Source organism: Luteimonas sp. AC640a, assembly GCF_979256585.1.
This window is the reverse complement of sequence record NZ_CEEDOV010000010.1, coordinates 392,204-415,797: the sequence shown is the minus strand read 5'-3', so window position 1 is coordinate 415,797 and position 23,594 is coordinate 392,204. Positions and strand designations below refer to the sequence as shown.

Here is a 23,594-nt window from a genome sequence, read left to right as displayed (position 1 = left end):
GGCTTACTCCGCGCGCAACCACGCCAGCGTCGCGTCGATATCGTCGGCTTCGAGCAGCAGTTCGGCCACCGCATGCTGTCCGGTCGCCGCCGCGGTCGCGGCCAGCGCGGCGATGCACATTAGCTCGCTCCAGTCGGGCGCTGCGACGAGGCCCGCCAGCAGCGGCAGTCGCGCCAGCGCGGTGACGTAGCCATCGATCAGGTGTTCGGGAATCTCCGCATCATGCGCGGCGCGCGCCAGTTCGATGCTGGCCGGCAGCACGAAATGGCTCGACGTCGCGCGTTCCGGCGCCTCGGCGAGTAGAGCCACGATGTGCGGCACGGCGGCGAACGAGGCGCTGTACACCGTGCCCTGATGACACAGCGCGGACCACAGCGCATTCCAGGGCTCGCTCTGCCAACCGTCCTCGCGCGCGCCGTCGAGCTGGGCCAGCAGCGCCGGGATCCCGCGCGCGTCGCCGTATGCGCATTGCAACGTGGTCCATGACGGATCGTCGAGCGCCAGCATCGGCGCATCCGGCAGGCCGTCGCGGGCGGTCACGTGCGGGTGCCGGTGATCAGCCAGTTGTTGAACGGCGTGTCGCCGTAGAGCGGGCGCAGCGTCGTCTGCAGGCCGGCGCCCTCGAGCTGGCTGCGCAGGCCGTCGGCGGTCGGGTAGCTCTTCGCGCGCTCCTGCATCCAGCCGGCGAAATTGGCGAGGCGGTCGGTGATGCGCGATGTGCGGCTGCGCGAGGTGTCGTCGGCGAGACCGCTGCGGATCACCAGCCGTGCCCCGGGCACCAGCATCGTGATCACGGTGTCGAGCAGTTCGCGTTGGCGCTCGGGCGACAGGTACTGCAGGACGTCGAGGATCGTGACGCTGCCCTGGTGCGCCGGCAGGCCGACGCCGAGATCGAGCACGTCGAGCTGCACGTCGGCGAGTCCGGTGCGCGCGGCGACTTCGCGGCCACGACGGATCTTGGCCGCGTCGATGTCGACACCGGTGAACGGCAGCGCCTGCCCGTCGGCGCGCAGTGCATGCGCGAGCAGGCCGAGGCCGCAGCCCAGATCGAGCACCGGCGCGGTTGTCGGACGCAGCGCCTGCAGCACGCCCGGATACAGCGGGTCGGTGCGCAGCTTGGTCAGCGTGTAGTAGTAGTCGTAGCGGTTGCCCAGCGCGTGCGTCGGCAGGAACGCGCGCGCGATGTTACGGGCGTCCTCGCGCGGATACGGTGCGGTGGAGAGCGGCGTGGTGTCGGAAGTGGTCGCAGTCATGCCCGGGACAATAAGCCGCGCGCGACCGGCAACGCCAGCTGCATCCATTCGGTATGCAGTGCGGCAGAAGGATGCAGGCCGTCATCGGCGAGCATTTCCGCCTCGCCGCCGTGGGCGCGACTAACTGGCGCGATGTCGACGAAGGCGACGCCGCGCGCGGCGCAGATCGTTGCGGCGGCGGCGTTGTAGGCGTCAAGTTCGCGCGCGATCGCGGCGACGTCGCGCCCCGAATGCGCACCGAACGGGGTGACGCCCCAGTCCGGAATCGCGAGCACGAGGACACGCGCTGCATCACCACCGGCGAAGCTGGTCGCACGGTCCAGCAGCGCCGAGAACGCCGGGCCGTAAAGCGCAACGTCGCGCCCGCGGTACTGGTCGTTGACGCCGATCAGCAGGCTCACCAGATCGAACGGGCCGACCGGCGCCGCGGCATCGATCGCCGCATCGAGTTCGTCGGTCGTCCAGCCGGTGGTCGCGATGATCTCGGGCGCATCGAGCGCGATGCCCTCGCTGCGCAATGCATCGGCCAGTTGTACTGGCCAGCGGTCTTCGGCGGCGATGCCTTCGCCGATCGTGTAGCTGTCGCCGAGTGCGAGGTAGCGTCGAGGTGCGGTCATCCGGCGGCGCGAGCCTGGCGCTTCGCGAGCGGCACGACCTTGCGCGCGTCGGTGATCTGCCGCTCCAGTACGCGATGGATGCGCGCGAAGACCTCGCGCAGCTGCGCGGGTTCCGGCAGCAGGGTCACGCGGAAATGGTTGCGATAGGGCACGTTGAAGCTGTTGCCCGGCACCACCAGCACGCCCTCGGCTTCCATCAGTTCCAGTGCGAACGCGTGGTCGTCGAAGCCCTGGCTGAATTCTTCGGCGATGCCCGGGAACGCGTACAGCGCACCGGCCGGCGCGACGAGTCGCAGATACGGGCTCGCATCGCAGGCCTCGACCACCGCGCGGCGTGCTTCATGCAAACGGCCACCGGGTGCACACAGGGCGCTGATCGTATCGATGCCGGTCAGTGCGGCTTCGATCGCGAACTGGCCCGGCACGTTCGCGCACAGGCGCAGCGCACCGAGCAGGTCCATCGCATTGCGGAAGTCGCGGCTGCGCGCCTCGTCGCCCGACAGCACCGCCCAGCCCACGCGCCAGCCGCAGGCGCGGTGCACTTTCGAGAGGCCGCCGAACGACACGCAGGGCACGTCGCCGGCGATCGGCGCGATCGGTTCGAACGGCGCGTCGTCGTAGGTGATGCCGTCGTAGATCTCGTCGCACAGCAGCAGCAGCTCGTGCTTGGCGGCGATCGCGACGATGCGCTCGAGCAGTGCACGCGGATACACCGCGCCGGTCGGATTGTTCGGATTGATCAGCACGATCGCGCGCGTGCGCGGCGAGACCAGTGCTTCGAGTTCGTCGGGATCGGGCAGGAAGCCGTTGCCTGCCTTGCACTGGTAGAACACCGGGCGGCCGTCGTTGAGGATCGTTGCCGCCGACCACAGCGGATAGTCGGGCGAGGGCACCAGCACTTCGTCGCCGGGATTGAGCAGGGCGCGCAGCGAGATATCGATCAGTTCGCTGACGCCGTTGCCGACGAACACGCGCTCGGCCGACACGTCCCGCGTGCCGCGCGCGGCGTGGAACGCGGCAATGGTCTCGCGCGCGGCCGGCAGGCCCTGCTGGTGCGTGTAGGGATCGGTATCGTGGATGCGCTCGGCGATCGCGCGCTGCAGATGATCCGGCGCGCGGAACCCGAACGCGCCGGGGTTGCCGATGTTGAGCTTGATCAGCGTGCGGCCCTGCGCCTCCAGTTCACGCGCTCGCCGCGCCAGCTCGCCGCGGATCTCGTAGCGGACTTCGGTCAGGCGTTCACGGGTCTTCAGGGGGGCGGACATCGGCGGCGCTCGGCGCAGGAATGTCGCGCGATGCTATCGGAAAAGCGGGGCGCATGCGGCCGCAGCCGGCGCGTGGCGCCGATTGCCGGTTCGCGCGTGCGCACCCGGCGCCCGTAGAATCCGCGGCATGACGACCGCCCGACCCAGCGCTTGAATCCCGCCGACCCGACTCCCGACGACAGCGCGCTGCGCGCGATCGGCTGGCCGTTCGACGGCGCTCCGTCAGGCCCCTGGGGCGAGATGATGGCTGCGCATCCGCAGGCGCAACCGATGCGCGTGGTCGAGCAGCACCGCTCCGGCTATCTGGTCGCCGGTGCGCCGGGCGAGGCGATCGCGGTCGAATCGCTGCCCGACTGGCTGCGCCGCAGCGGCTACCGCAAGGGCACGATCGCGCCGGAAGACCGCGCCGCGGTCGGCGACTGGGTGCTGGTCGAAGACGGCAAGCGCATCGTCGCGATGCTGCCCCGGCGCAGCGCGATCAAACGCGCCGCCGCCGGCGAGCATTACAAGCAACAACTGATCGCCGCGAACATCGACACCGTGCTGGTGGTCTGCGGCCTCGACGCCGACTTCAACCCGCGCCGCATCGAACGTTATCTGCTGCTGGTGCAGGGCGGTGGCACGCCGGTGATCGTGCTGACCAAGGCCGACAAGCCCGAGGCCGACATCGCCGCCGCCGTGGCCGCACTGACCGAGATCGCCGGGCTCGGCGTCGCGGTCGTGCCGGTCAACGCGCGCGACCATGACAGCGCGGCGGTGCTGCACCGCTGGCTCGGCCCCGGCATGACCGCGGTGCTCGTCGGCAGTTCCGGCGCGGGCAAATCCACGCTCACCAACAGTTTGCTCGGCACCGAGCGCATGAAGACCGCCGCGGTGCGCGAGACCGACGATCGTGGGCGCCACACCACGACGCATCGCGCGCTGATTCCGCTGCCGTCCGGCGCCTGCCTCATCGACACGCCCGGCATGCGCGAGCTCAAGCCGACCGGCGAAGAGGATCTGTCGGAAGGCGGATTCGCCGATGTCGAAGCGGTCGCGGCGCAATGCCGGTTTCGCGACTGCACCCATGGCGACGAGCCGGGCTGCGCGGTGTGGGAGGCGGTCGACGCGGGCACGCTGGATCCGGGGCGCCTGGGCAGTTACCTGAAGCTGCGCGACGAGCTCGCCGGCGCTGCGGGGCAGCTCGCAACGCGCATGGCGCAGAAGGTGGAGAGCCGGCCGTCCGGAAAAAAGCCGGCGGCGAAGACGGGTGGGCGCCCGGGTGTGAAGCCGGCGAAGCGCGGGTCGGACTGGACTAGGGAGGAGTAGGGCGTTTCGGCGCTCTGGTCGCTTCGTTTCTGAAGGGAGGCCAGTCGCAGGAACCGTCCGAAGCGCGGCGCTTTTGAACGTTCCCAGCGTGCGGTGCCTCTCGAAGCCGGCGCATACGCCACTTTGAGTCCCCCACCCCAATCCGCTAGCGTGACCACACCGCCCGCCGGAGTCCCCGATGCCCGACGCCATCGCCCATCACGCCGCACTCGATGCGCGCATGGTCGCGGCCGCGCGCGGGATCCGGGTGTTGAGCCTGGCGAGCTGGCCGCCCGATGCGCAGCAGCGGTTCCTGTCCGCGTTCGCGTGCGGGCGCAGGGACATGCCGGAGATCGCATACCCGGTTCTGGACTTCACCGAGACCCGCCGGGACCTCGCCTCGATCGGCGCCGCCGCAGATCCGGATCACCCGCTCGGCGTCTACATCCTCGAATCGACGCGCGCCTGGGACACGGCCGCGCAGCTGCTCGAATCGCTCGGCACCGCAGCGGCCAGCAGTCATGCGATCGCGCTCTACGGCCGTCCGGATGCGGCATTGCCCGGCGGCGCGCTGACGACCTGCGACGCGGCGCGGCACTTCATCCAGATCGCCGACGAACTCGATCCCGGGCTGCTCGCCGACGTCGAATATCCGACGCTCGATGCGGCCACTCTGCAGGCGCAATTGCAGGGTGATCTGGATGCCTACTTCGGCACGCGCGTGGTCGCGGTCGAACTCGATCCGGGCATGATCGCCAAGGCTGCGGCCGGTGCGTATCGACTGCGCTTGCGCAGCGATGCGCGCTACTCGATCCACGATCGCGAGCAGCTGCTGCAGCACGAAGCCTTCGTGCATTCGCTGACCGCGCTCAATGGCCGCGAACAGCCGGTGCTGCCGAGCCTGGCGATGTCGTCGCCGCGCACGACCTGCACGCAGGAAGGGCTGGCGGTGTTCGCCGAACAGATCACCGGCAGCATCGACATCGGCCGGATGAAACGCGTGAGCCTGCGTATCGAGGCGATCGCGCGCGCCCTCGACGGCGCGGACTTCCTGCAGGTGTTCGACTATTTCCATGACGCCGGGCAACCGGCCGCGGAAAGTTTCGCGTCCGCGCAGCGCGTGTTCCGCGGCGTGCCGCTGACCGGCGGTCATGCGTTCACCAAGGACGCGGTGTATCTGCGCGGCCTGATCGACGTGCACACCTTCTTCCGCCAGGCCCTGGCCGCGCAGCGCCTGCCGCTGTGCCGGCACCTGTTCGCCGGCAAGATGACGCTCGACGATGTGCGACGACTGTCGCCGCTGTTCGACGACGGCACGCTCGCACCGCCGCGCTGGTTGCCGCCGTGGCTGGAACGCGCCGGCGGGCTGGCCGGCATGCTGGCGTTTTCTCTGTTCGCGAACCGGATCCGGATCGATCAGCTGTAGGCGATCACATGCACGGATGGGTTTCGCTGCGCTCTACGGATTCGACGTCGTGTGTAGGCGCGCGCCTGCGGCAAGATCGAAGCGCGCGTCCGCGAAGCCACTGCAGGAGGGGTCGAGCGTAGCGACACCCGTCGGCAGAACGCCGATCAACGCTCGAAGCGCGGCGGCGTCATGGTCGAATGCAGCAGCCGCACCGCATTGCCCAGCATCACCGGATCGGCGCCCGACAGCAGCGCCTGCAGGCGCGGTCGGTCCGCGTCGAGACCCGGCAACAGGCCCACCCAGGCATCGCGGCCGGCATCCTTGGCGGCGTAGAGGCAACGGTCGGCGATCGCGATCGTCTGCTGCCAGTCGCCGAGCGTCGGCCACGCGGACGAGAACGGCCACGGCGCGAAGCCGATCGAGCAGGTCATGCGCAGCGAGGTGCCATGCGCAAGTGCGATCGGGGTGTCGGCGATGGTGCTGCGGATCCGCTCGGCCAGCCCGGCTGCGGCATCGGCATCGTCGAGGCGCGCGACGAGCATGAATTCCTCGCCGCCCCAGCGCAGCAGCAGGTCGCCGTCGCGGGTCAGTGCACGCATGCGCGCGGCGAACTGCACCAGCGCTTCGTCGCCGGCCTGGTGGCCGTGGCCATCGTTGATGCGCTTGAACGCATCGATATCGAGCATGAAGAAAAACAGTGCGTCCGAACCGCGACGACCGGGTGCATGTACGGCTTCGCGGCTGAGCCATTCCTGCAGCTCCCGGCGGTTCGGTACCTGGGTCAGCGGGTCGAGGCGCGTGGCCGCATCGAGCTGGGCGTTGCTCTGCTGCAGCTGCTGGTTGGCCTGTTCCAGCTGCGCGGTGCGCTCGGCGACGGTGCGGTTGAGCAGTTCGACGCGCTCGCGTTCGCGCTTCACCGCACGCCGCGTGCGCCGCACGAAGAACGCCACCGCCAGCGCGGCCAGTACGGCGTAGAGGATGTAGGCCAGTGGATGCCGCCACGGCGGCGGTGGCATCGCGATCGTCAGCACGCGCGACTCGCCGAACTGGCCGTCGCGGCCCGCAGCCTGCACTTCCAGCCGGTAGCGGCCGGCCGGCAGATGGTTGAGCGAGAACTCGGTGCGTGCCTGGTGCGGATAGATCCAGCCGGTGTGCAGGCCATCGACGCGATAGCGCAATTGCGCGGCCGCCGGGGCGAGGAAATCGATCGCCGTCATGCCGATCGTGAACACGCTGTCCTCGTCGCCCAGATCGATGCCGGGCGCGTAGACGATGTCGGTCTCGGCGCCATTGCGCGCGTCGGTGTCGGATTGGCGGCTCAACAACTGCAGGCTGGTCAGCACCGGATGCGCGGATGCGCTGCGCCTGGGCAGCTGCATCGGCGCCAGCACGTCCACGCCCATCGTGCCGCCGAAGTACAGCAGGCCGTCGCGGCCCTGGAACGCCGAGCCGCTGTTGTACTCCTGGTTGCGCAGGCCGTCGCGGCGGCCGAGGTTCTGCACGATGCCGCTGTCGGGGTCGTACACGCTCAGGCCGAGATTGGTGCTCAGCCACAGGCGCCCGTCACCGTCGGGCAGGATCCGGTAGACCACGTTGTTGGTCAGGCCATCGCGTTCGGTCAGCACGGTCGATGCGCCGCTCGCGCGGTCGATGCGGTAGAGACCGGCGGCGAACGCGCCGACCCAGATCGCGTCCGCGTCGCCGTAGATCGCCCAGACCGAGCGGTGCATGCCCGCCCCCGTGGGTGCGACCTGCGCGAGCACGCCATCGTGCAGGCGCCACAGACCACGCGTATTGGTACCCACCCACAGGCTGCCGTCCGCGTCGCGGTAAATCACGGTCACCATGTCACCGGCGATCGCGGCGAAACGCGGATCGGCTTCGAGGCGTCCATGACGCAGCTGCATCAACCCACTGCGCGTGCCGATCCACAACACGTCGTCTTCGGCCAGTAGGGCATCGATGCGCGAATCGGGGAGTCCGTCGAGCGTGTCTACGCGCGCGTCCGCATACAGCCGGTGCAGGCCGGCCTGCGTGCCGACCCACCAGCCGCCGCCGCGCGCCGGTTCGATCGCGCGGACCGACATGTCCGCCAGTCCCGGCACCGCGCGCCAGTCGGACCGCGCGCTGTCGCGCATGCGCAGGCCGCTGTCGGTGCCGATCAGCACGCGTGCGCCCTCCCGGTGGATCGCGCGGACGCTGTGGCTGGCCCAGTCGTCCATCGTGCCGACGCCCGCGCCGTCATGCCGGATGACCGAGGCCAGCGGCCGCACGCGGTACAGACCCGAGGTGTAGGTGCCGATCCACCACGCGCCTGTCTCGCCCTGATAGAAGCTGGTGATCGCGCTGCGCGGCGGATTGTCGAACCGGAGACGTCGCGGCCGGTCACTGCCGGGCGCGAGCTGCACCACTGCGCCACTGCCGTAGCCGATCAGCACGCGCCCATCCGCGAGCCGGATCATCGCGGTCGGATCGGTGCCGTTCACGCCGAGCGTCGCCAGCGGCCAGTGGCGCCGCAGGCGGCCGGCGGTATCGAGCCGGAACAGGCCGGCATCGGCGGTCAGCACCCAGAATCCTTCACGACCGGACTGCAGCGACACACAGCGCGTTGCGCCGGGCAGTGCCGGCAGCGGCACCAGTGCATCGGATTCAACCGACCATAGGCCGCAGTCAGCGTCCAGCGCGACGGGACGTCCGCGTGCAGCCGACCACGCCAGGTCCACGATCTGGCCGGTCGCGCCCAGGGTGCGTGCACTGCGGACCTCGGCATCGACATGGTCCACGCCGGCTTCGGTCCCCAGCCAGGCGCCGCCGGCGGGATCGAGCAGGATGCGCACCACGCGCGTATGCGACAGGCCGTCGGCAACGCCGAGCCGGCGCTGGGTCCAGGTCGGCAGATGTACGACCTCCAGGCCGGTATCGTTGCTGCCCAGCCACATCCGCGTGCGCTGCGGTTCGAAGGCCAGGCTGTCGATGCTGCTGCTGACCAGATTCGCGCCACCCACCGGCTGGTCGGGCGCGTTGCGATAGGCGCGGAACCGATGACCGTCGAAGCGGTTGAGGCCGTCCTGCGTGGCGACCCACAAAAAGCCCTGGTCGTCGCCGGTCATCGCCGACACCGTCAGCTGCGACAGGCCTTCGTCGAGGCCGTACATCTCCAGGCTCAGCGGCGGATCGTCGACCGGGTCAGGCACCTGCGCAGCTGCACTGATCGTCGCGCAGGCCAGCAACGCCGCACCCAGCGCACGCGTTGCGCGCCGCACACGGCCGAGCATGCCGACGCTGCACGCATCAACACGCACTGGCTGGCACCCGTGGCGCACGCTGGCGACGGCTTGGTTGCGCAATTGAGATTCCCCCTTTGCGTAGTGTGCCTGCGAATCCCGTGCCAGCGTGACCGACGTCGCATTCGGCCGTCCGTGCCAGACTGCACACAATGGACGCCGTGCCCACCATCCTCGTCGCCGACGACCACCCGCTGCTGCGCGCCGCCGTGCTGCATGCACTGCGCGACAGCCTCGGCCAGATCCGTGTCATCGAGGCCGCCACCGCATCGGCGCTCGAACCCGCGCTCGACGCGCACCCGGACATCGAACTGGTGCTGCTGGATCTGACGATGCCCGGTGCGCGCGGCCTGTCGTCGCTGGTCTGGCTGCGCGGCGAGCGTCCGGAACTGCCGGTCGTGGTGATCTCGTCCAACGACCACCCGCGCACCGTGCGCCGCGTGCAGCAGTTCGGCGCGTCGGGCTTCATTTCCAAATCGGCGCCGGCCGAGTCCATCGGCCAGGCAGTGTCGAACGTGCTCGACGGCGGCAGCTGGTTTCCGCCGTTGACCGCGGAGCGTTCGGAAGAAGACGCGCAGCTCGCCACGCGTCTGGCCCAGCTCACGCCGCAACAGTTCCGCGTGCTGCTGGGCATCGCCGACGGCCTGCTCAACAAGCAGATCGCGCATCAGCTCGGGTTGGCCGAGAACACCGTCAAGGTGCACGTCACCGCGATCCTCAAGAAGCTCGAATGCCACAGCCGCACGCAGGCGGCGGTACTGGTGAAGGCGTTGGAGCGGGAGGATGAGGCGTAGTCGCCTCAGGGATTCCAGATTCCGTCGCCCCGGCGAAAGCTGGGGCCCATTTTGATCGTTGCTGGAAAAGCCGGATCAAATGGATGACCAGCCATTCGGCTGTTGAAAAGCGTGTCCAGCGTCCGCTGGGATGACGAGCGGATCGACTTGGGGAAAGAATTGAGCTGAGGTTCGCTCCGCCAATGTAGAGAGCAGCTTCGCCTCAATACCCCCGCAACCGCATCTGCATCATCAGCGCCCGCAGGGCCGGCGGTCGCACCGGTTTCTGCAGGAATCCCTGACCCGCATCGCGTGCCTGCGCGCGCAGGGCCGGGTCGGATTCGCCGGTGACCAGGATCGCCAGCGGCACCGCGCTCCAGCGGTCGCACAAGGTGTCGAACAAGGTCGGCCCGTGGTGCTCGACCATACCCACATCGAGCAGCACGATGTCGGGCGCTTCGCCGCGCACGGCGGCGGCCAGCGCGGCGTGCGGGCCGTCGGCGAGGGTGACGTCGCAGTCCCAGCGCTCGAGCAGATGCCGGGTCGCGGCGCAGACCTGCGCGTCGTCGTCGATCACCCAGACGCGGCAGCCACGCAGCGGCGCATCGTCTTCGGCCGGCACGCTGGGCGGCGCGGCTTCGGCGACCGGCTGCGCCGGCGCGTCGGTCACGGGCACCGAGACGCGGAACACGCTCCCGGTGCCCGGGCGCGAGCGCAGGTCGATGCGATGGCCCAGCAGGCGGGCGATGCGATCGACGATCGCCAGCCCCAGACCCGCGCCGCGATCGCCGGCATTGCCGTCGTCGAGACGACGGAATTCCTCGAAGATCTCGCGCTGGCGGTTCGGCGGAATGCCCGGGCCGGTGTCGTGGACTTCGATCCACAGGCGATCACCATCGCGGCGCACGCCCAGCACGATGCGGCCGCGCGCGGTATAGCGCACCGCGTTCGACAGGAAGTTCTGCACCAGCCGCCGCAGCAGCGTGGCATCGCTGCGCACCCACGCGCGCGTCGCCACGTGATCGAAGCGCAGTCCGCGCGCCTGCGCGAGCACGCCGGTTTCGCGCGCCAGACCTTCGAGCAACGGCCCCAGCGCGACGGCGCGGATGTCGGTGCGCAAGGTCCCGGTCTCCAGCCGCGAGATGTCGAGCAGGCTGGCGAGGATGCCGTCCTGCGCCGACAGCGCGCCGTCGATGTTGTCGGCGATGCGTCGTGTTTCGTCGTCGCGCAGGCGCACGCGCAGGCCGGCGGCGAACATGCGCGCGGCGTTGAGCGGCTGCAGCAGGTCGTGCACCGCGGCGGCGGCGAACCGGCCCTTGTAGCGGTTCGCCGCCTCGGCTTCCGCGCGCGCCTGTTCGAGATCGGCAGTGCGTTCGGCGATGCGCTGTTCCAGCGCGTCCGCCAGCGTGCGCAGTTCGCGCGCGGTGGTCTTGTAGGTGGTGATGTCGGCGTAACTGGTGACGAAGCCGCCGTCGGGCAGCGGATTGCCGCGGATCTCGAGCACCGTACCGTCGTACTTCTCGCTCTCGCGCATGTGCGGCTTGCCGCTGCGCAGATGCCCCAGCCGGCGCTCGATCGCCTCTTCCACCGGACCCGGACCGAGCAGGCCGCGGCGCGCGTTGTAGCGGAAGATCTCCTCGATCGGCGTACCCACGCGCACCAGGTCCTGCGGAAACCGGAACAGTTCGATGTAGCGCGCATTCCACGCGACGATGCACAGCGATGCGTCGATGATCACCACGCCCTGTGGCAGGTGCGCCAGCCGCCGGCTCAGGCCGGTATCGGCTTCCTGCGCCGCAGCGACCAGTCCGTCGCGCGCGCTGCGCAGTTCTTCGGCGTGGTGGCGCACCAGGGTTTCCAGCTCATCGCGGCTGCGCCGGCGCAGCGCACCCAGGCGCACGCGCTGCTGCAGGAACAACGTCAGGAATACCAGGGCGGCCCACGATGCACCGGCGATCGTCGCCCACTCGCGGCCCGCCGCTGCAATCGGCGCAGCGTCGTGCAGCAGGTGCAGGGTCCAGTCGGTATCGGCGACCGGCGCGCGCTGCCACAGCCACGTGCCGGGCATCGCCGGCATGTCGACCCGCACCACCGCGCCATGTGCGCCGGCGTTGCGCAGCACCTGCCCGGCATACGCGCGCAGCTGTTCGCCTTCGTACTGGCGCGTCGCGACCAGTTCCCGACGTGCGTCCGCATCCAGCGGCGCGAGCACGCGATAGCGCCACGCCGCGCGGCTGGCCAGAAACACCACGTCGTGCGCGTCGCTGGCCAGCACCAGGTCACCGTCATCGGGCCAGGTGCGTTCGATCGCCGCCAGTTCGATCTTGATCACGATCACGCCGACCGCGCGGCCGGCATCGTCACGCAGGGCTTCGGACAGGAAATAGCCCGGCACCGACGTGGTCACGCCGATGCCGTAGAAGCGTCCGCGGCCATCGCGCAAGGCCTGCTGCACGTAGGGACGGAACGCGTAGTCCTCGCCGACATTGCTGCCGGCGTCGCGCCAGTTGCTCGCGGCGATCGCGATGCCGCGTGCATCGATCAGCGTCAGCGTCGACGCGCGCGTGGTGCGGTTGGCGTCTTCGAGGCGCTGGTTGAGGCGCGCCTGGGTGGCGGCATCGACCGGGGTGGCCACCGCGGCGCGCAGGTCGGGATCCAGCGCCAGCACCTGGGGCAGGGCGCGGTAGCGCTCGATGCGCTGGTTGAGCGCCTGCGCCTGCAGGTCGAGCTGCTGCGCGGCCTGCGTCGACTGCGTGTCGAGCGCACGCCGCGATCCTTCGCGGTAGCCGAGACCGGCGACCAGCACGAGGCCGCCGCAGGCGATCAGCACGGTCAGCAGCAGACGTCGCAGACGCGGGCGGGTACGCATTACGAGGTCCCCGGCGCGCGGCGGGAGGGCGCGCGTCCGCTGCGATGTGTCACGGCCGCGCGCAGCGCCGGGTCGCGACCTGGGCGCAGCAGTACAGGCTGAATCGGGCGGAATTGTGGGCGCAGACGCATCGCAGACAGTGTAGAGCGACGCCCTCGCGCGGGCACGGCAGGCTGCGCGCGCGCGTGCCGACATGTGCGCAGCGGATCGCGAACATCGCTGTGCGTCAGAGATACCGGCAGCCGCCTGCGCGCCCACCGGTCCGCAGCAATGATCCTGCAGCGCCGAGGCGCGCGTCAGGCCTCGGCGAGCACCGGCTGGCGGCGGGTCGCCGGCACCAGGCGGAACGTCGCGACCGCGCGCGTGAGCTGCTGCGCCTGATCAGCGAGGCTGCGCGCTGCAGCCGTGGCCTCCTCCACCAGCGCGGCATTCTGCTGGGTGGTTTCGTCGAGCTGGATCACGGTCTGGTTGACCTGGTCGATGCCCGAAGACTGCTCCTGCGACGCGGCGCTGATCTCGGCCATGATGTCGGTCACCCGGTCGACCGAGGTCAGCACCTGCGCCATCGTGGCACCGGCCACGGCGACCTGGCTGGACCCTTCGCGCACGCGCGTGACCGATTCGCCGATCAGCTGTTTGATCTCGCGCGCGGCCTCGGCCGAACGCTGCGCCAGCGTGCGCACCTCGCTGGCGACGACCGCGAAGCCACGACCCTGTTCGCCGGCGCGTGCGGCTTCGACCGCCGCATTGAGCGCGAGAATGTTGGTCTGGAACGCGATGCCGTCGATCACCCCGATGATCGCGCCGATGCGCGCCGACGCGGCATCGATCGAGGCCATCGTCGCCACGACCTCCTCGACCGCGCGGCCGCCCTGGCCGGCAACATCCGCGGCGCTGCGCGCCAGCTCGTTGGCCTGGCGCGCGTGATCGGCGTTCTGGCGCACGGTGGAGGTCAGTTCCTCCATCGAGGCGGCGGTCTCTTCGAGATTCGCGGCCTGGCTCTCGGTGCGGCGCGACAGGTCATCGTTGCCGGCTGCGATCTCACCGGCGGCCGTGTCGATCGAGACTGCCGACTGCTGGATGCCGCGCACGACACCGGCCAGCTGGGACGCGGTGCGGTTGGCGTCGTCGGCCAGCCGGCCGAACGCGCCCTGGTAACGCGCGTCGACGCGCTGCGACAGATCGCCATCGGCGATCGCGGCCATGATCCGGCCGACATCGGTCAGGCCGGCATCGGCCTGCTGCATCAACCGGTTCAGCGCCTCGATCATCTCGGCAAACGCGAAGCTGTAGCGGGACGCGTCACCGCGTGCGCCGAAGTCGCCGCGTGCGGCGGCTTCGGCCAACGTGGCGATTTCGCCATTGACCGCGCCCATGTTGGTCTTCACCGCGTCCAGCGCTTCGTGCAGGCGCGCGCGCTGACCGGGCAGGCGGCGCATGTCGCGGCTCAGGTCGCCCTGGCCGTACTCGTCCATGACTGCCATCGCATCGGCGATCGCGTCGAGGTGTTCGAACACCACCGTGTTCACGCCACGCGCCAGCGCGCCGTAATCGCCCGGGAAATCTTCCGGAATGCGGTGGCTGATGTCTTCGCCCTGCTGCAGGCGGATCATCGTGTTCATCTCACCGTTGAAGCGCTGCAGCTGGTCCTGCATCTGGCGCATGCTCGCCATCAGTTGCCCGGTCTCGTCGCGCGAAGTGATCGCGATCGGAGTGTCGAACCGCCCCGAGGCGATCGACTCCGCGGTGCGCGTCGCCGTCCGAAGCGGCGTCACGATGGCGCTGCCGATCAGCCACGACAGGCCGATCGCCGCCAGGATCACCAGGCCGCCGAACAGCGCCAGCAGGCGCGTGAATCCCATCGCCTGCTGCTGGATGTCGTCGGCGTATACGCCCATCGCCAGAATCCAGCCCCACTCGTCGAAGGCCTGGGCGTAGCTGATCTTCTCGAACTGGCCCTCATGGCCCGGCTTGGGGGCGCTGTAACCGGAGAACCCGTCGCCGTCCGTCACCGCAGCGAGGATGTCGCGGTAGACGAATTCGCCCGCCTCGCTCGTGTAGTCGCGCATGTCGGTGCCGACGGCGCGGGTGGGGTGGAGGACGATCTTCAGTTGCGGATCGGCGACGAAGTAGTAGTCAGTGCCGTCGTTGGTACGTATCGCACCCAGCGCGCCCAGTGCCAGCGTCTGCGCCTGCTCGGTCGTGATCCGGCCGGCCCGGGACTGGGCGGCATAGTGCTCGACGATGCTCATGCCGGTGTCGATCTGCGTCTTCACGCTCTGCTTGCGCGCGTCGACCAGTTCCACGTACTGCAGCCGGGCTGCCGACACGCTCAGGACCAGGATGCCCAGTGCCAGCACCGCGCACAGCAGGATGAACTTGCGGGCGACCGGAAGATCGGCAAGGCGACGCTGGAGCGGGGCGAACAGGGTCATGGCGGCGGAACCGGAGAGGCGAACTCGCGATATCGGCCGATCGACCGCACGCTGAAGCATGCGGTCGATGAAAGACGTGTGTATCCAGCGACGCCCGCCGTAGCGCGTGGGGTGCACGCGCATGGGGGCACGCGATCTGTGCGGACGGCAGCGCGCAGGACGCACGCCGCCGTGCACGCGGGACCCTATGACCCCGGCGGTCTCAGGACTGCCCGCGGGCGACGCCGCGTCCGCACACGATCAGAAGTGGACCTGTGCGCGCACTTCCACCGCGTCCGGGCGTGTGGTCACCCCGTTGCGGGTGGCGTTGAGGCGCACGTAGTTGGCCTGCAGCTTCACGTACGGGGTGAGGTACCAGTTCGCGCCGAAGGTCCAGTCGTGCTGGCGACCGCCGCCGACCGCGCCGTCGTCGAGATCCAGCGTGCTGTAGCGCGCCGCGAGTTCGACCGCGCCGTAGCCGTTCGCGGGCTTCGGGTTGGCGACATTGCCGGCCGAATACGCGCGGCTCTCGCCAGTCAGCAGCCAGCTCGCCGACAGGTAACCGCCATCAGCGCGATAGTCGCCCAGGCCGTCGTCGCGCGCGATGTCGGCGCGCAGCAGTTCGGACTGCAGCGAGACGGGGCCCTGGATCCAGATGCCTTCCAGGCCCGTGCGGCGGATGTGGCCCACCGGCGCGAGGTTGCCGGAATCGACCAGGCGCACATCGGTCAGGCCTGCGCCCGGACGTGCACGCAGACGTGCGTTCGCATCGAAATCCACGCCACGGCCATCGGTCCAGCCCTGCGGGTTCTCGCGCGAGGCGGCAATGCCCAGGTGCAGCACGTCGCCGGCGGACTTGCGCGGCGTCCACGCGGCGCGCGCCACATAGGTCTGGCCGGGGTTGTCGCCCTGCAGGTCCTGGCCGCCGTAGCCGCCGAGCTGGAACAGCGCCCTGTCCTGCTCGAGCGTCCATTCCACGCCGGTGCGGCGGCCCTGGTAGACCGCCTGGATCGGCGCCGCCAGTTCCATGAACGTGCCCGCGCGCGAGCTGGTCACGCCTTCCAGGCCGACCGGCACCTTCATGTAGCCGACGCGCAGCTTGCCGAGGTCACGGTCGAAGAAATGCTTGCTGTCGAAACGCACGAACACGTCGAGCCAGGCCTTGGATTCGAAGTCGAAATAGACCATCGCGTCCCAGATGCCGGCTTTCTTGACCGTCGCGCCGAACTCGCGGCGACGCATGCCGTTGTCGCTGCCGAGACGGGCATCGCCGCTGAAATCACTGTGATCCCAGGCGAAATTGCCGGTGAGCGAGACTTCGGTCTCGTCGGCGAAGGTGAATTTCGGTGGCCAGGCCTGCGCGCCTTCGGCGGCAGACGCGGACGTAGCGGCGGTGCAGGCGCACAGCAGCAGAAGCGGGGGTAGGAGGCGCATGGAATCCTTGGGGGAGGGCGGACGCGCGGGCGTCGGACGGCGGGTGGGGGCGTCGCGCGCACGCGCGCGGGACGGGCGGATTCTAGTGCGGCGCCGTCTCGCGGGCACGTGAGCTAATCCGAAAGGATTAGGAATAGGGGCGTTAACACCAATGCGCTATCGGCAGCGGCGCCGCGCACGCGTACAACGCATCGCCTGCATCCACATTCGATGGATGCGCACACCCGGTACGCACCCATGCACGCCATTCCGTCCAACGTTCCGGCCGCGCCGCGGCTGCCGTGGTACCGCCAGCTGTACGTGCAGGTGCTGATCGCGATCGCACTCGGCGCGCTGCTGGGCCATTTCGAGCCGGCGTTCGCCGAACAGCTCAAGCCGCTCGGCGATGCCTTCATCAAGCTGGTCAAGATGATCATCGCGCCGGTGATCTTCCTGACCATCGTCACCGGCATCGCCGGCATGACCCATCTGCGCACGGTCGGCCGCGTGTTCGCCAAGTCGATGGCGTACTTCCTGTTCTTCTCCACGCTGGCGCTGGTGATCGGCATGGTCGTCGCGCATGTCGTGCAGCCGGGCGTGGGCATGAACATCGATCCGGCCTCGCTGGACACCGCCGCGGTCGAGGGCTACGTGCAGAAGTCGCACGAGATGACGCTGACCGGATTCCTGCTCGACATCATTCCCGGCACGCTGGTCGGCGCGTTCGTCGACGGCAACATCCTGCAGGTGCTCTTCATCGCGGTGCTGTTCGGCATCGCGCTGGCGCTGGTCGGCGAGAAGGGCAGGCCGATCCTGTCGTTCCTCGAAACGCTGACCGTGCCAGTGTTCAAGCTGGTGCACATCCTGATGAAGGCCGCACCGATCGGCGCGTTCGGCGCGATCGCCTTCACCATCGGCAAATACGGCCTGTCGTCGCTGGCGAACCTGGCGTGGCTGGTTGGCACGTTCTATGTCAGCGCGGCGCTGTTCGTGCTCGTGATCCTGGGCGCGGTATCGCGCGCCTGCGGCTTCTCGATCTTCAAGCTGATTCGCTATCTGAAGGCCGAACTGCTGCTGGTGCTGGGCACGTCGTCGTCCGAATCCGCGCTGCCGTCGCTGATGGAGAAGATGGAAAAGGCCGGCTGCCAGAAGTCGGTCGTGGGTCTGGTCGTGCCGACCGGGTACTCGTTCAACCTCGACGGCACCAATCTCTACATGACGCTGGCCGCGCTGTTCATCGCCCAGGCGACGAACACCGAACTCACGCTGTGGCAGCAGATCACGTTGCTGCTGGTCGCGATGCTCAGCTCCAAGGGCGCCGCCGGCGTGACCGGCGCGGGCTTCATCACGCTGGCCGCGACGCTGTCGGTGGTGCCGACGGTGCCGGTCGCGGGCATGGCACTGATCCTCGGCATCGACCGCTTCATGAGCGAGTGCCGCTCGATCACTAATTTCATCGGCAATGCCGTCGCCACGGTTGTGGTCGCGCGCTGGGAAGGCGCACTCGACCGCGACCAGCTGGCCGCCGCGCTCGACGGCAAGCCACTGCCGGTGGCCGCCGCGCCCGATCCGGCTGCGGGCCCGGGCGACCGCAACGTGCTCGCGCTGGACTGAGGGCGCGCACGCGGCTTGAAACGATTCACACGCAACGCCCTGGGAGGGGACCCATGACGACACGACACCGCTGGGCCGGCCTGATCGCCGGCCTCCTGCTCACCTGCACCGGCCTGGCACATGCCCAGGCTGGCACGCAGACACTCAATCTATGGCCGGATGGCCATCTGCCGCAGATCGTCAGCGGCCCGGAACAGATCGGCAACGAAGGCAGCTCGATGGGCGCGGTCACCCGCGTCTCGCAACCGCGACTGGAGATCCATCGCCCGGCGAATCCGAACGGCACCGCGGTGCTGATCCTCGGCGGCGGCGGCTACTTCCGCATCCAGATCGGCACCGCCGCGCGCCCGATGGCGCAGTGGCTCGCGTCGATCGGCGTGACCACCGCGGTGCTGTACTACCGCATGCCGGTCGACGGTTGGCCGGCCTCCGCGCCGTTCGCCGACGGCCAGCGGGCGATGCGCCTGCTGCGTGCGAATGCCAGCGAGCTGGGCATCGACCCGACCAAGATCGGGGTCATGGGCTCGTCCGCCGGTGCCAATCTGGGCGGCATTCTCGCCACGCGTTTCGACCACGATTTCTACCCCGCGCTCGACGCCAGTGACCGCCTGCCGTCGCGTCCGGATTTCCTGGCGATGCTCTATCCGGTGGTCACGCTGAAGCCGCCGTACGACACCACGCGCAGCCGCCGCGAACTCGCCACGCAGGCCGACGCCGTCGAGGCGTATTCGGTCGAAGACCACGTGCGCAGCGACATGCCGCCGGTGTTCCTCGCCCATGCCGCCGATGACCGCATCGCCGACGTCAACCACAGCCTGCTGATGTTCCAGGCCGCGCGCGCGCAGAACGTGCCGGCGGAACTGCACGTCTTCGATCGCGGCGGCCACAGTTGGGGCCTCGGCAAGCCGGGCACGCAGGTCGCGCAATGGCCGCGCCTGTTCGTCACCTGGGCGCGCGCGAACGGCTTCATGGCCGCGCCGCCCGTGCGTCTGCAGCCGCTGACCGGCGAGACCGCGACGCTGCCGCCGCCGGTCGAAGACGACGACGCCGATTTCGAAGAAGACGGCGACTGAGCCGTCCACGCCTTGCACCCGTTTTAGGGAGAGAACACCGAATGAATCACACGCACACCCGCGCGCTGGCCGCCGGCGCCCTGCTGGGCCTGGCCGCGCTGCCCGCCCTCGCTGCCGACACCGCCACCGAAACCGAACTCCGTGAGCTGATCCGCCTGCAGGCCGCGCAGATCGAGCAGCAGTCCGCGCAGCTGCAGGCGCTCAACCAGCGTCTCGACGCGATGGGCGCACCGGCCGTCGCCGGCGCACCTGCGGCAGCGCCGGCCGATGGCGTGCAGGCGCAGATCGATGCCGCGGTCGCCGACACCCGCCAGGACGACATGGCGATCCTGCAGGCCCAGGTCGCGCAGCTCGCCGCCGGTGGTGGCGGTGGCGGTGGTGGCAACGTCAGCTGGCGCCGCGGCGGTCCCGAGTTCCGCAGCAGCGACCGCAGCTTCACCTTCAATCCGCGCGGCCGCGTGCTGGTGGACTTCTCGTCCACGCACGGCTCCAGCTTCGACGACCGCAACATCACCGGCACCAACCTGCGTCAGGCGCGTCTCGGCGCGCAGGGCAACATCGGCGCGCTGGGCTACAAGATCGACGCCGAACTCTCGGACAACACCGTCAGCCTGTCGGATGCCTACCTGAGCTGGGACACGATGCTGGGCAGCATTCCGACCGAGTTCTACGTCGGCAACAAGTTGAAAGACCGCGCCATCGATTCCAGCACCACGCTCACCCGCACGCCCTTCATGGAGCGCAATGCGGTCGCCAGCGTCGGCATGCCGGCCAGCGGCTACTTCGGCCTCGGCGTGCAGATGAAGATGATCGGTCAGAACTGGCACACCAGCTTCGGTGTGACCGGCGACGATGTGGGCAACACCGGCACCGAGACCGATTCGCTGACCTACTCGTTCCGCGGTCACGTGAACCCGATCAAGCGTCCGGCGGGTTTCCTGCATGTCGGTGGCTGGTACGTGCACGAGGACTACGGCATCGACACCAACCGCATCAACCGCACGCCGCGCGTGGCCTCGCGCTTCAACGACAACGTGCGCGTGTCGGCCAGCGCCATCAACGACGTCACCGGCGAGAAGGTCTGGGGCGCGGAACTGGGCGGCACCTTCCGCAACTTCTGGGCGTTCGCCGAAACGAGCGAAACCACGCTGCGCTCGACCTCGGTCGGCGATGTCGACCAGAAAGCGCATTCGGCGTACGCCGGCTGGCTGATCACCGGCGAGAAGCCCGGCTTCAGCGCCCGCTCGGGCGTGTGGGGCACCACCCGCGTCGCGCGTCCGGTCACCGACGGCGGCATCGGCGCGTGGGAGCTGGCGACGCGCTACGACAAGTACGACTTCACCGACGCGCGCCGCGGCGGCGAGGCCGATTCGTGGACGCTGGGCCTGAACTGGTACCTCAACAACTGGTCGCGCGTGATGTTCAACTACGTGCGCTGGAATACCGACAACCAGGTCGGCGCCTACGCGGGCCAGGATTCGGGCAATACCTTCAACATCCGCACCCAGGTCGTGTTCTGACCGGCCGGCCCGGTCGGATGTCCTGGCCGGGCCTTCGACAGCGGTCCTGAAGCGGACCACACGCCCCCGTCCAGGGGTTTGCGCGGGGCGGGGTTAGAATCCTGTCCCGCGTCATTTTTTTCCAGAGCAGATCCCCCGACGATGTCCAACGACGAATTCCGCCAGGCCGCCCTCGACTATCACCGCGCGTCGCCGCCCGGCAAGATCACGGTCAGCGCGACCAAGCCGATGCTGACCCAGCGCGATCTCGCCCTGGCGTATTCGCCGGGTGTCGCCTACGCCTGCGAGGAGATCGTCAAGGATCCCAACGCCGCCAGCGAACTCACCGCGCGCGGCAACCTCGTCGCGGTGATCTCCAACGGCACGGCGGTGCTGGGCCTGGGCAACATCGGCGCGCTGGCCGGCAAGCCCGTCATGGAAGGCAAGGGCGTGCTGTTCAAGAAGTTCGCCGGCATCGACGTGTTCGACATCGAAGTCGACGAGACCGATCCCGACAAGCTGGTCGACATCATCGCCAGCCTCGAGCCGACGTTCGGCGGCATCAACCTCGAAGACATCAAGGCACCGGAGTGCTTCATCGTCGAGCGCAAGCTGCGCGAGCGGATGAAGATCCCGGTGTTCCACGACGACCAGCACGGCACCGCGATCATCGTCGGCGCCGCGATCGTCAACGCGCTCGAAATCGCCGGCAAGCGCATCGAGGACGTCAAGTTCGCCACCACCGGTGCGGGCGCCGCGGGCATCGCGTGTTTGGACATGCTGGTCGCGCTGGGCCTCAAGCCCGAGAACATCCTCGCCTTCGACCGCGACGGCGTGATCCACACCGGCCGCGACAATCTCGACCCGGACAAGGCGCGTTACGCGCGCGACACCGACAAGCGCACGCTGACCGAGATCCTCGAAGGCGCGGACGTGTTCCTCGGCCTGTCGGCCGGCGGCATCCTCAAGCCGGAAATGGTCGAGGGCATGGCCCCGAATCCGGTGATCCTGGCGCTGGCCAATCCGTATCCGGAAATCATGCCGGAGGACGCCAAGCGTGTGCGCCCGGACGCGATCATCGCGACCGGCCGCAGCGACTACCCCAACCAGGTCAACAACGCGGTCTGTTTCCCGTACATCTTCCGCGGCGCGCTCGATGTCGGCGCGACCGGCATCAACGAGGCGATGAAGCTCGCCTGCGTGCACGCGATCGCGCAGCTGGCGAAGGAAGAAGCCAGCGATCTGGGCAGCGCCTACGGCGAAGAGATTCCGAGCTTCGGTCGCGAATACATCATTCCGCGCCCGTTCGACCCGCGCCTGCTGACCATCGTCGCCCCGGCCGTCGCGCAGGCCGCGATGGATTCGGGCATCGCGCTGCGTCCGATGGAGGACATGCGCGCCTACCGCGAGAAGCTGGGCCAGTTCATCCACCGCACGGGCCTGGCGATGAAGCCCGCCTACGACCGCGCACGCGCCGACCGCCAGCGCATCGTCTACGCCGAGGGCGAAGAGGAAGTGGTGCTGCGCGCCGTGCAGACCGTCGTCGATGAAGGGCTCGCGTTCCCGATCCTGATCGGCCGTCCCGACGTCATCGACATGCGCATCCAGCGCCTGGGCCTGCGCCTGGTCGCGGGTCGCGATTTCGAACTGACCAACATCAACGACGATCCCCGCTTCAACGAGTATTGGCAGCACTACCACGCGCTGACCGCGCGTCGCGGCGTGACCCCGGATTCGGCGAAGAACCTGCTGCGTTCGCGCCCCACGCTGATCGCCGCGATCATGGTCGACCGCGGCGAAGCCGACGCGATGATCACCGGCATCGTCGGCCGCTTCCACAAGAAGCTCGGCTACGTGCGCAGCGTGCTGGGTCTCGACCCGGGCCTGCAGAGCACGTCCGCGATGACCGGCGTGGTCAACGACCAGGGCCTGTGGTTCTTCGTCGACACCCACGTGCAGCCCGACCCGACCGCCGAGCAGATCGCCGAAAGCACCATCCAGGGCGCCTACCGCCTGAAGCTGTTCGGCATCGAGCCGAAGATCGCGCTGCTGTCGCATTCCAACTTCGGCAGCCACGACGATCCGAGCGCCCGCAAGATGCGCGAAGTGCGCGAGATCCTCGTGCGCCGCGCGCCGAAGCTGGAGTTCGACGGCGAGATGATGGGCGACACCGCATGGGACGAGTCCCTGCGTCGTCGCATGCTGCCCGACACCACGCTGAGCGGTCGCGCGAACCTGTTCGTGTTCCCGAACATCGACGCCGCCAACATCACCTACAACATGATCCGCGTGATGACCGGCGGCGCCGCACTCGGCCCGATCCTGATGGGCGTCAACAAGCCTGCGCACATCCTCACCCCGTCCGCCACCCCGCGCCGCGTCATCAACATGACCGCGATCGCCGCGGTGGATGCACAGATCCGCAAGGCGCAGCTGGCGGAAGCGGACGCTTGAGTCATGGGCGACGCGTCATTGCTTCGGTGATGACGCGTGGGATTGCAAGTGCATCACGCGGTGCATTCGACGCGTTCCACTTCGATTGAAGCATCGCCGCTTCGGTCGCCCTCACCCCAACCCCTCTCCCAGAGGGAGAGGGGCTAGCAGGCTGGCTCTCGCGAGTAATCGAGCCCCTCTCCCTCTGGGACAGCACGCTCGCATGACCGAGCCCCTCTCCCCCAGGGAGAGGGGTTGGGGTGAGGGAAACGCTCGCAGCCAACTCACTGAGCCCTCTCCCTCTGGGGTGAAGCGGCACGCTGGCGAGCCATCGGCTCGCGTGCCGATGAACGCCCCCGCGGAGACGCGAGGGCCGGGCGCGGAGCGAGAGG

The 23,594-nt window shown here is 69.1% G+C and carries 15 protein-coding genes; 7 read left to right on the top strand and 8 right to left on the bottom strand.

What is annotated here, in order from left to right; translation table 11 throughout:
- Nucleotides 1-3: 3 nt before the first annotated feature.
- Genes ACZ9YD_RS10935 through ACZ9YD_RS10920 form a run of 4 tightly spaced genes read right to left on the bottom strand, consistent with a single transcriptional unit; the run spans nucleotide 4 to nucleotide 3,135 of the window.
- Nucleotides 4-540 (bottom strand): hypothetical protein, encoded by a 537-nt coding sequence (locus ACZ9YD_RS10935; protein ID WP_465075239.1) that lies wholly within the window; start codon nucleotides 538-540, stop codon nucleotides 4-6.
- Nucleotides 537-1,253 (bottom strand): class I SAM-dependent methyltransferase, encoded by a 717-nt coding sequence (locus ACZ9YD_RS10930; RefSeq protein WP_465075238.1) that lies wholly within the window; start codon nucleotides 1,251-1,253, stop codon nucleotides 537-539. The genes ACZ9YD_RS10935 and ACZ9YD_RS10930 overlap by 4 nt, the downstream gene beginning before the upstream one ends.
- A complete protein-coding gene (locus ACZ9YD_RS10925) occupies nucleotides 1,250-1,870 on the bottom strand; it encodes an SGNH/GDSL hydrolase family protein (protein ID WP_465075237.1) in 621 nt (206 codons plus the stop codon). Before ACZ9YD_RS10925 ends, ACZ9YD_RS10930 begins: the two co-directional genes overlap by 4 nt.
- Entirely contained in the window at nucleotides 1,867-3,135 is a 1,269-nt protein-coding gene (locus tag ACZ9YD_RS10920; RefSeq protein ID WP_465075236.1) for an aminotransferase class I/II-fold pyridoxal phosphate-dependent enzyme, read from the bottom strand. Before ACZ9YD_RS10920 ends, ACZ9YD_RS10925 begins: the two co-directional genes overlap by 4 nt.
- Nucleotides 3,136-3,285: 150 nt before the next feature.
- Between ACZ9YD_RS10920 and rsgA the strand changes: the two genes are divergently transcribed.
- The gene (gene rsgA / locus ACZ9YD_RS10915; RefSeq protein ID WP_465075235.1) at nucleotides 3,286-4,443 is read left to right on the top strand and encodes a ribosome small subunit-dependent GTPase A; all 1,158 of its coding nucleotides are present in this window, start codon (nucleotides 3,286-3,288) and stop codon (nucleotides 4,441-4,443) included.
- A 178-nt stretch (nucleotides 4,444-4,621) separates the two neighbouring features.
- On the top strand, nucleotides 4,622-5,848 hold the full coding sequence (locus ACZ9YD_RS10910) for a flavohemoglobin expression-modulating QEGLA motif protein (protein ID WP_465075234.1): 1,227 nt from the start codon (nucleotides 4,622-4,624) through the stop codon (nucleotides 5,846-5,848).
- A gap of 146 nt (nucleotides 5,849-5,994) precedes the next feature.
- Here the strand turns inward: ACZ9YD_RS10910 and ACZ9YD_RS10905 are convergent, their stop codons facing one another.
- On the bottom strand, nucleotides 5,995-9,177 hold the full coding sequence (locus ACZ9YD_RS10905; RefSeq protein WP_465075233.1) for a diguanylate cyclase domain-containing protein: 3,183 nt from the start codon (nucleotides 9,175-9,177) through the stop codon (nucleotides 5,995-5,997).
- An 89-nt stretch (nucleotides 9,178-9,266) separates the two neighbouring features.
- Here ACZ9YD_RS10905 and ACZ9YD_RS10900 point away from each other — a divergent pair, with 89 nt between their 5' ends.
- Nucleotides 9,267-9,908, top strand: coding sequence for a LuxR C-terminal-related transcriptional regulator (locus ACZ9YD_RS10900; protein ID WP_465075232.1), 642 nt, complete (start codon nucleotides 9,267-9,269; stop codon nucleotides 9,906-9,908).
- Between the two features lie 202 nt (nucleotides 9,909-10,110).
- Here ACZ9YD_RS10900 and ACZ9YD_RS10895 read toward each other — a convergent pair whose 3' ends face one another.
- The 3 genes from ACZ9YD_RS10895 to ACZ9YD_RS10885 all read right to left on the bottom strand — a co-directional run bounded on the left by ACZ9YD_RS10895 (nucleotide 10,111) and on the right by ACZ9YD_RS10885 (nucleotide 16,604).
- Nucleotides 10,111-12,756, bottom strand: coding sequence for a hybrid sensor histidine kinase/response regulator (locus ACZ9YD_RS10895; protein WP_465075231.1), 2,646 nt, complete (start codon nucleotides 12,754-12,756; stop codon nucleotides 10,111-10,113).
- A gap of 296 nt (nucleotides 12,757-13,052) precedes the next feature.
- Nucleotides 13,053-15,191, bottom strand: a complete 2,139-nt coding sequence (locus ACZ9YD_RS10890; protein ID WP_465075230.1) for a methyl-accepting chemotaxis protein — start codon at nucleotides 15,189-15,191, stop codon at nucleotides 13,053-13,055.
- Nucleotides 15,192-15,431: 240 nt separating this feature from the next.
- Nucleotides 15,432-16,604, bottom strand: coding sequence for an OprO/OprP family phosphate-selective porin (locus ACZ9YD_RS10885; protein WP_465075229.1), 1,173 nt, complete (start codon nucleotides 16,602-16,604; stop codon nucleotides 15,432-15,434).
- A 237-nt stretch (nucleotides 16,605-16,841) separates the two neighbouring features.
- On the opposite strand from ACZ9YD_RS10885, the gene ACZ9YD_RS10880 reads away from it, so the two are divergent.
- The 4 genes from ACZ9YD_RS10880 (at nucleotide 16,842) to ACZ9YD_RS10865 (ending at nucleotide 23,223) form a co-directional block, all read left to right on the top strand.
- Entirely contained in the window at nucleotides 16,842-18,197 is a 1,356-nt protein-coding gene (locus ACZ9YD_RS10880) for a dicarboxylate/amino acid:cation symporter (RefSeq protein ID WP_465075228.1), read from the top strand.
- Nucleotides 18,198-18,250: 53 nt separating this feature from the next.
- The gene (locus tag ACZ9YD_RS10875; RefSeq protein ID WP_465075227.1) at nucleotides 18,251-19,270 is read left to right on the top strand and encodes an alpha/beta hydrolase; all 1,020 of its coding nucleotides are present in this window, start codon (nucleotides 18,251-18,253) and stop codon (nucleotides 19,268-19,270) included.
- Nucleotides 19,271-19,311: 41 nt separating this feature from the next.
- Complete coding sequence (locus tag ACZ9YD_RS10870; RefSeq protein WP_465075226.1) at nucleotides 19,312-20,790, top strand: OprO/OprP family phosphate-selective porin; 1,479 nt, start codon at nucleotides 19,312-19,314, stop codon at nucleotides 20,788-20,790.
- 141 nt (nucleotides 20,791-20,931) lie between these two features.
- The gene (locus ACZ9YD_RS10865) at nucleotides 20,932-23,223 is read left to right on the top strand and encodes an NADP-dependent malic enzyme (RefSeq protein WP_465075225.1); all 2,292 of its coding nucleotides are present in this window, start codon (nucleotides 20,932-20,934) and stop codon (nucleotides 23,221-23,223) included.
- Nucleotides 23,224-23,594 lie beyond the last annotated feature (371 nt).

Excerpts from the sequence above, each read along its gene's own strand:
- ACZ9YD_RS10865 (WP_465075225.1), top strand. The coding sequence starts at position 20,932 with ATGTCCAACGACGAATTCCGCCAGGCCGCCCTCGACTATCACCGCGCG.
- ACZ9YD_RS10900 (WP_465075232.1), top strand. The coding sequence starts at position 9,267 with ATGGACGCCGTGCCCACCATCCTCGTCGCCGACGACCACCCGCTGCTG.
- ACZ9YD_RS10920 (WP_465075236.1), bottom strand. The coding sequence starts at position 3,135 with ATGTCCGCCCCCCTGAAGACCCGTGAACGCCTGACCGAAGTCCGCTAC.
- ACZ9YD_RS10910 (WP_465075234.1), top strand. The coding sequence starts at position 4,622 with ATGCCCGACGCCATCGCCCATCACGCCGCACTCGATGCGCGCATGGTC.
- ACZ9YD_RS10880 (WP_465075228.1), top strand. The coding sequence starts at position 16,842 with ATGCACGCCATTCCGTCCAACGTTCCGGCCGCGCCGCGGCTGCCGTGG.
- ACZ9YD_RS10925 (WP_465075237.1), bottom strand. The coding sequence starts at position 1,870 with ATGACCGCACCTCGACGCTACCTCGCACTCGGCGACAGCTACACGATC.
- ACZ9YD_RS10895 (WP_465075231.1), bottom strand. The coding sequence starts at position 12,756 with ATGCGTACCCGCCCGCGTCTGCGACGTCTGCTGCTGACCGTGCTGATC.
- ACZ9YD_RS10870 (WP_465075226.1), top strand. The coding sequence starts at position 19,312 with ATGAATCACACGCACACCCGCGCGCTGGCCGCCGGCGCCCTGCTGGGC.
- ACZ9YD_RS10875 (WP_465075227.1), top strand. The coding sequence starts at position 18,251 with ATGACGACACGACACCGCTGGGCCGGCCTGATCGCCGGCCTCCTGCTC.
- ACZ9YD_RS10890 (WP_465075230.1), bottom strand. The coding sequence starts at position 15,191 with ATGACCCTGTTCGCCCCGCTCCAGCGTCGCCTTGCCGATCTTCCGGTC.
- ACZ9YD_RS10885 (WP_465075229.1), bottom strand. The coding sequence starts at position 16,604 with ATGCGCCTCCTACCCCCGCTTCTGCTGCTGTGCGCCTGCACCGCCGCT.
- ACZ9YD_RS10930 (WP_465075238.1), bottom strand. The coding sequence starts at position 1,253 with ATGACTGCGACCACTTCCGACACCACGCCGCTCTCCACCGCACCGTAT.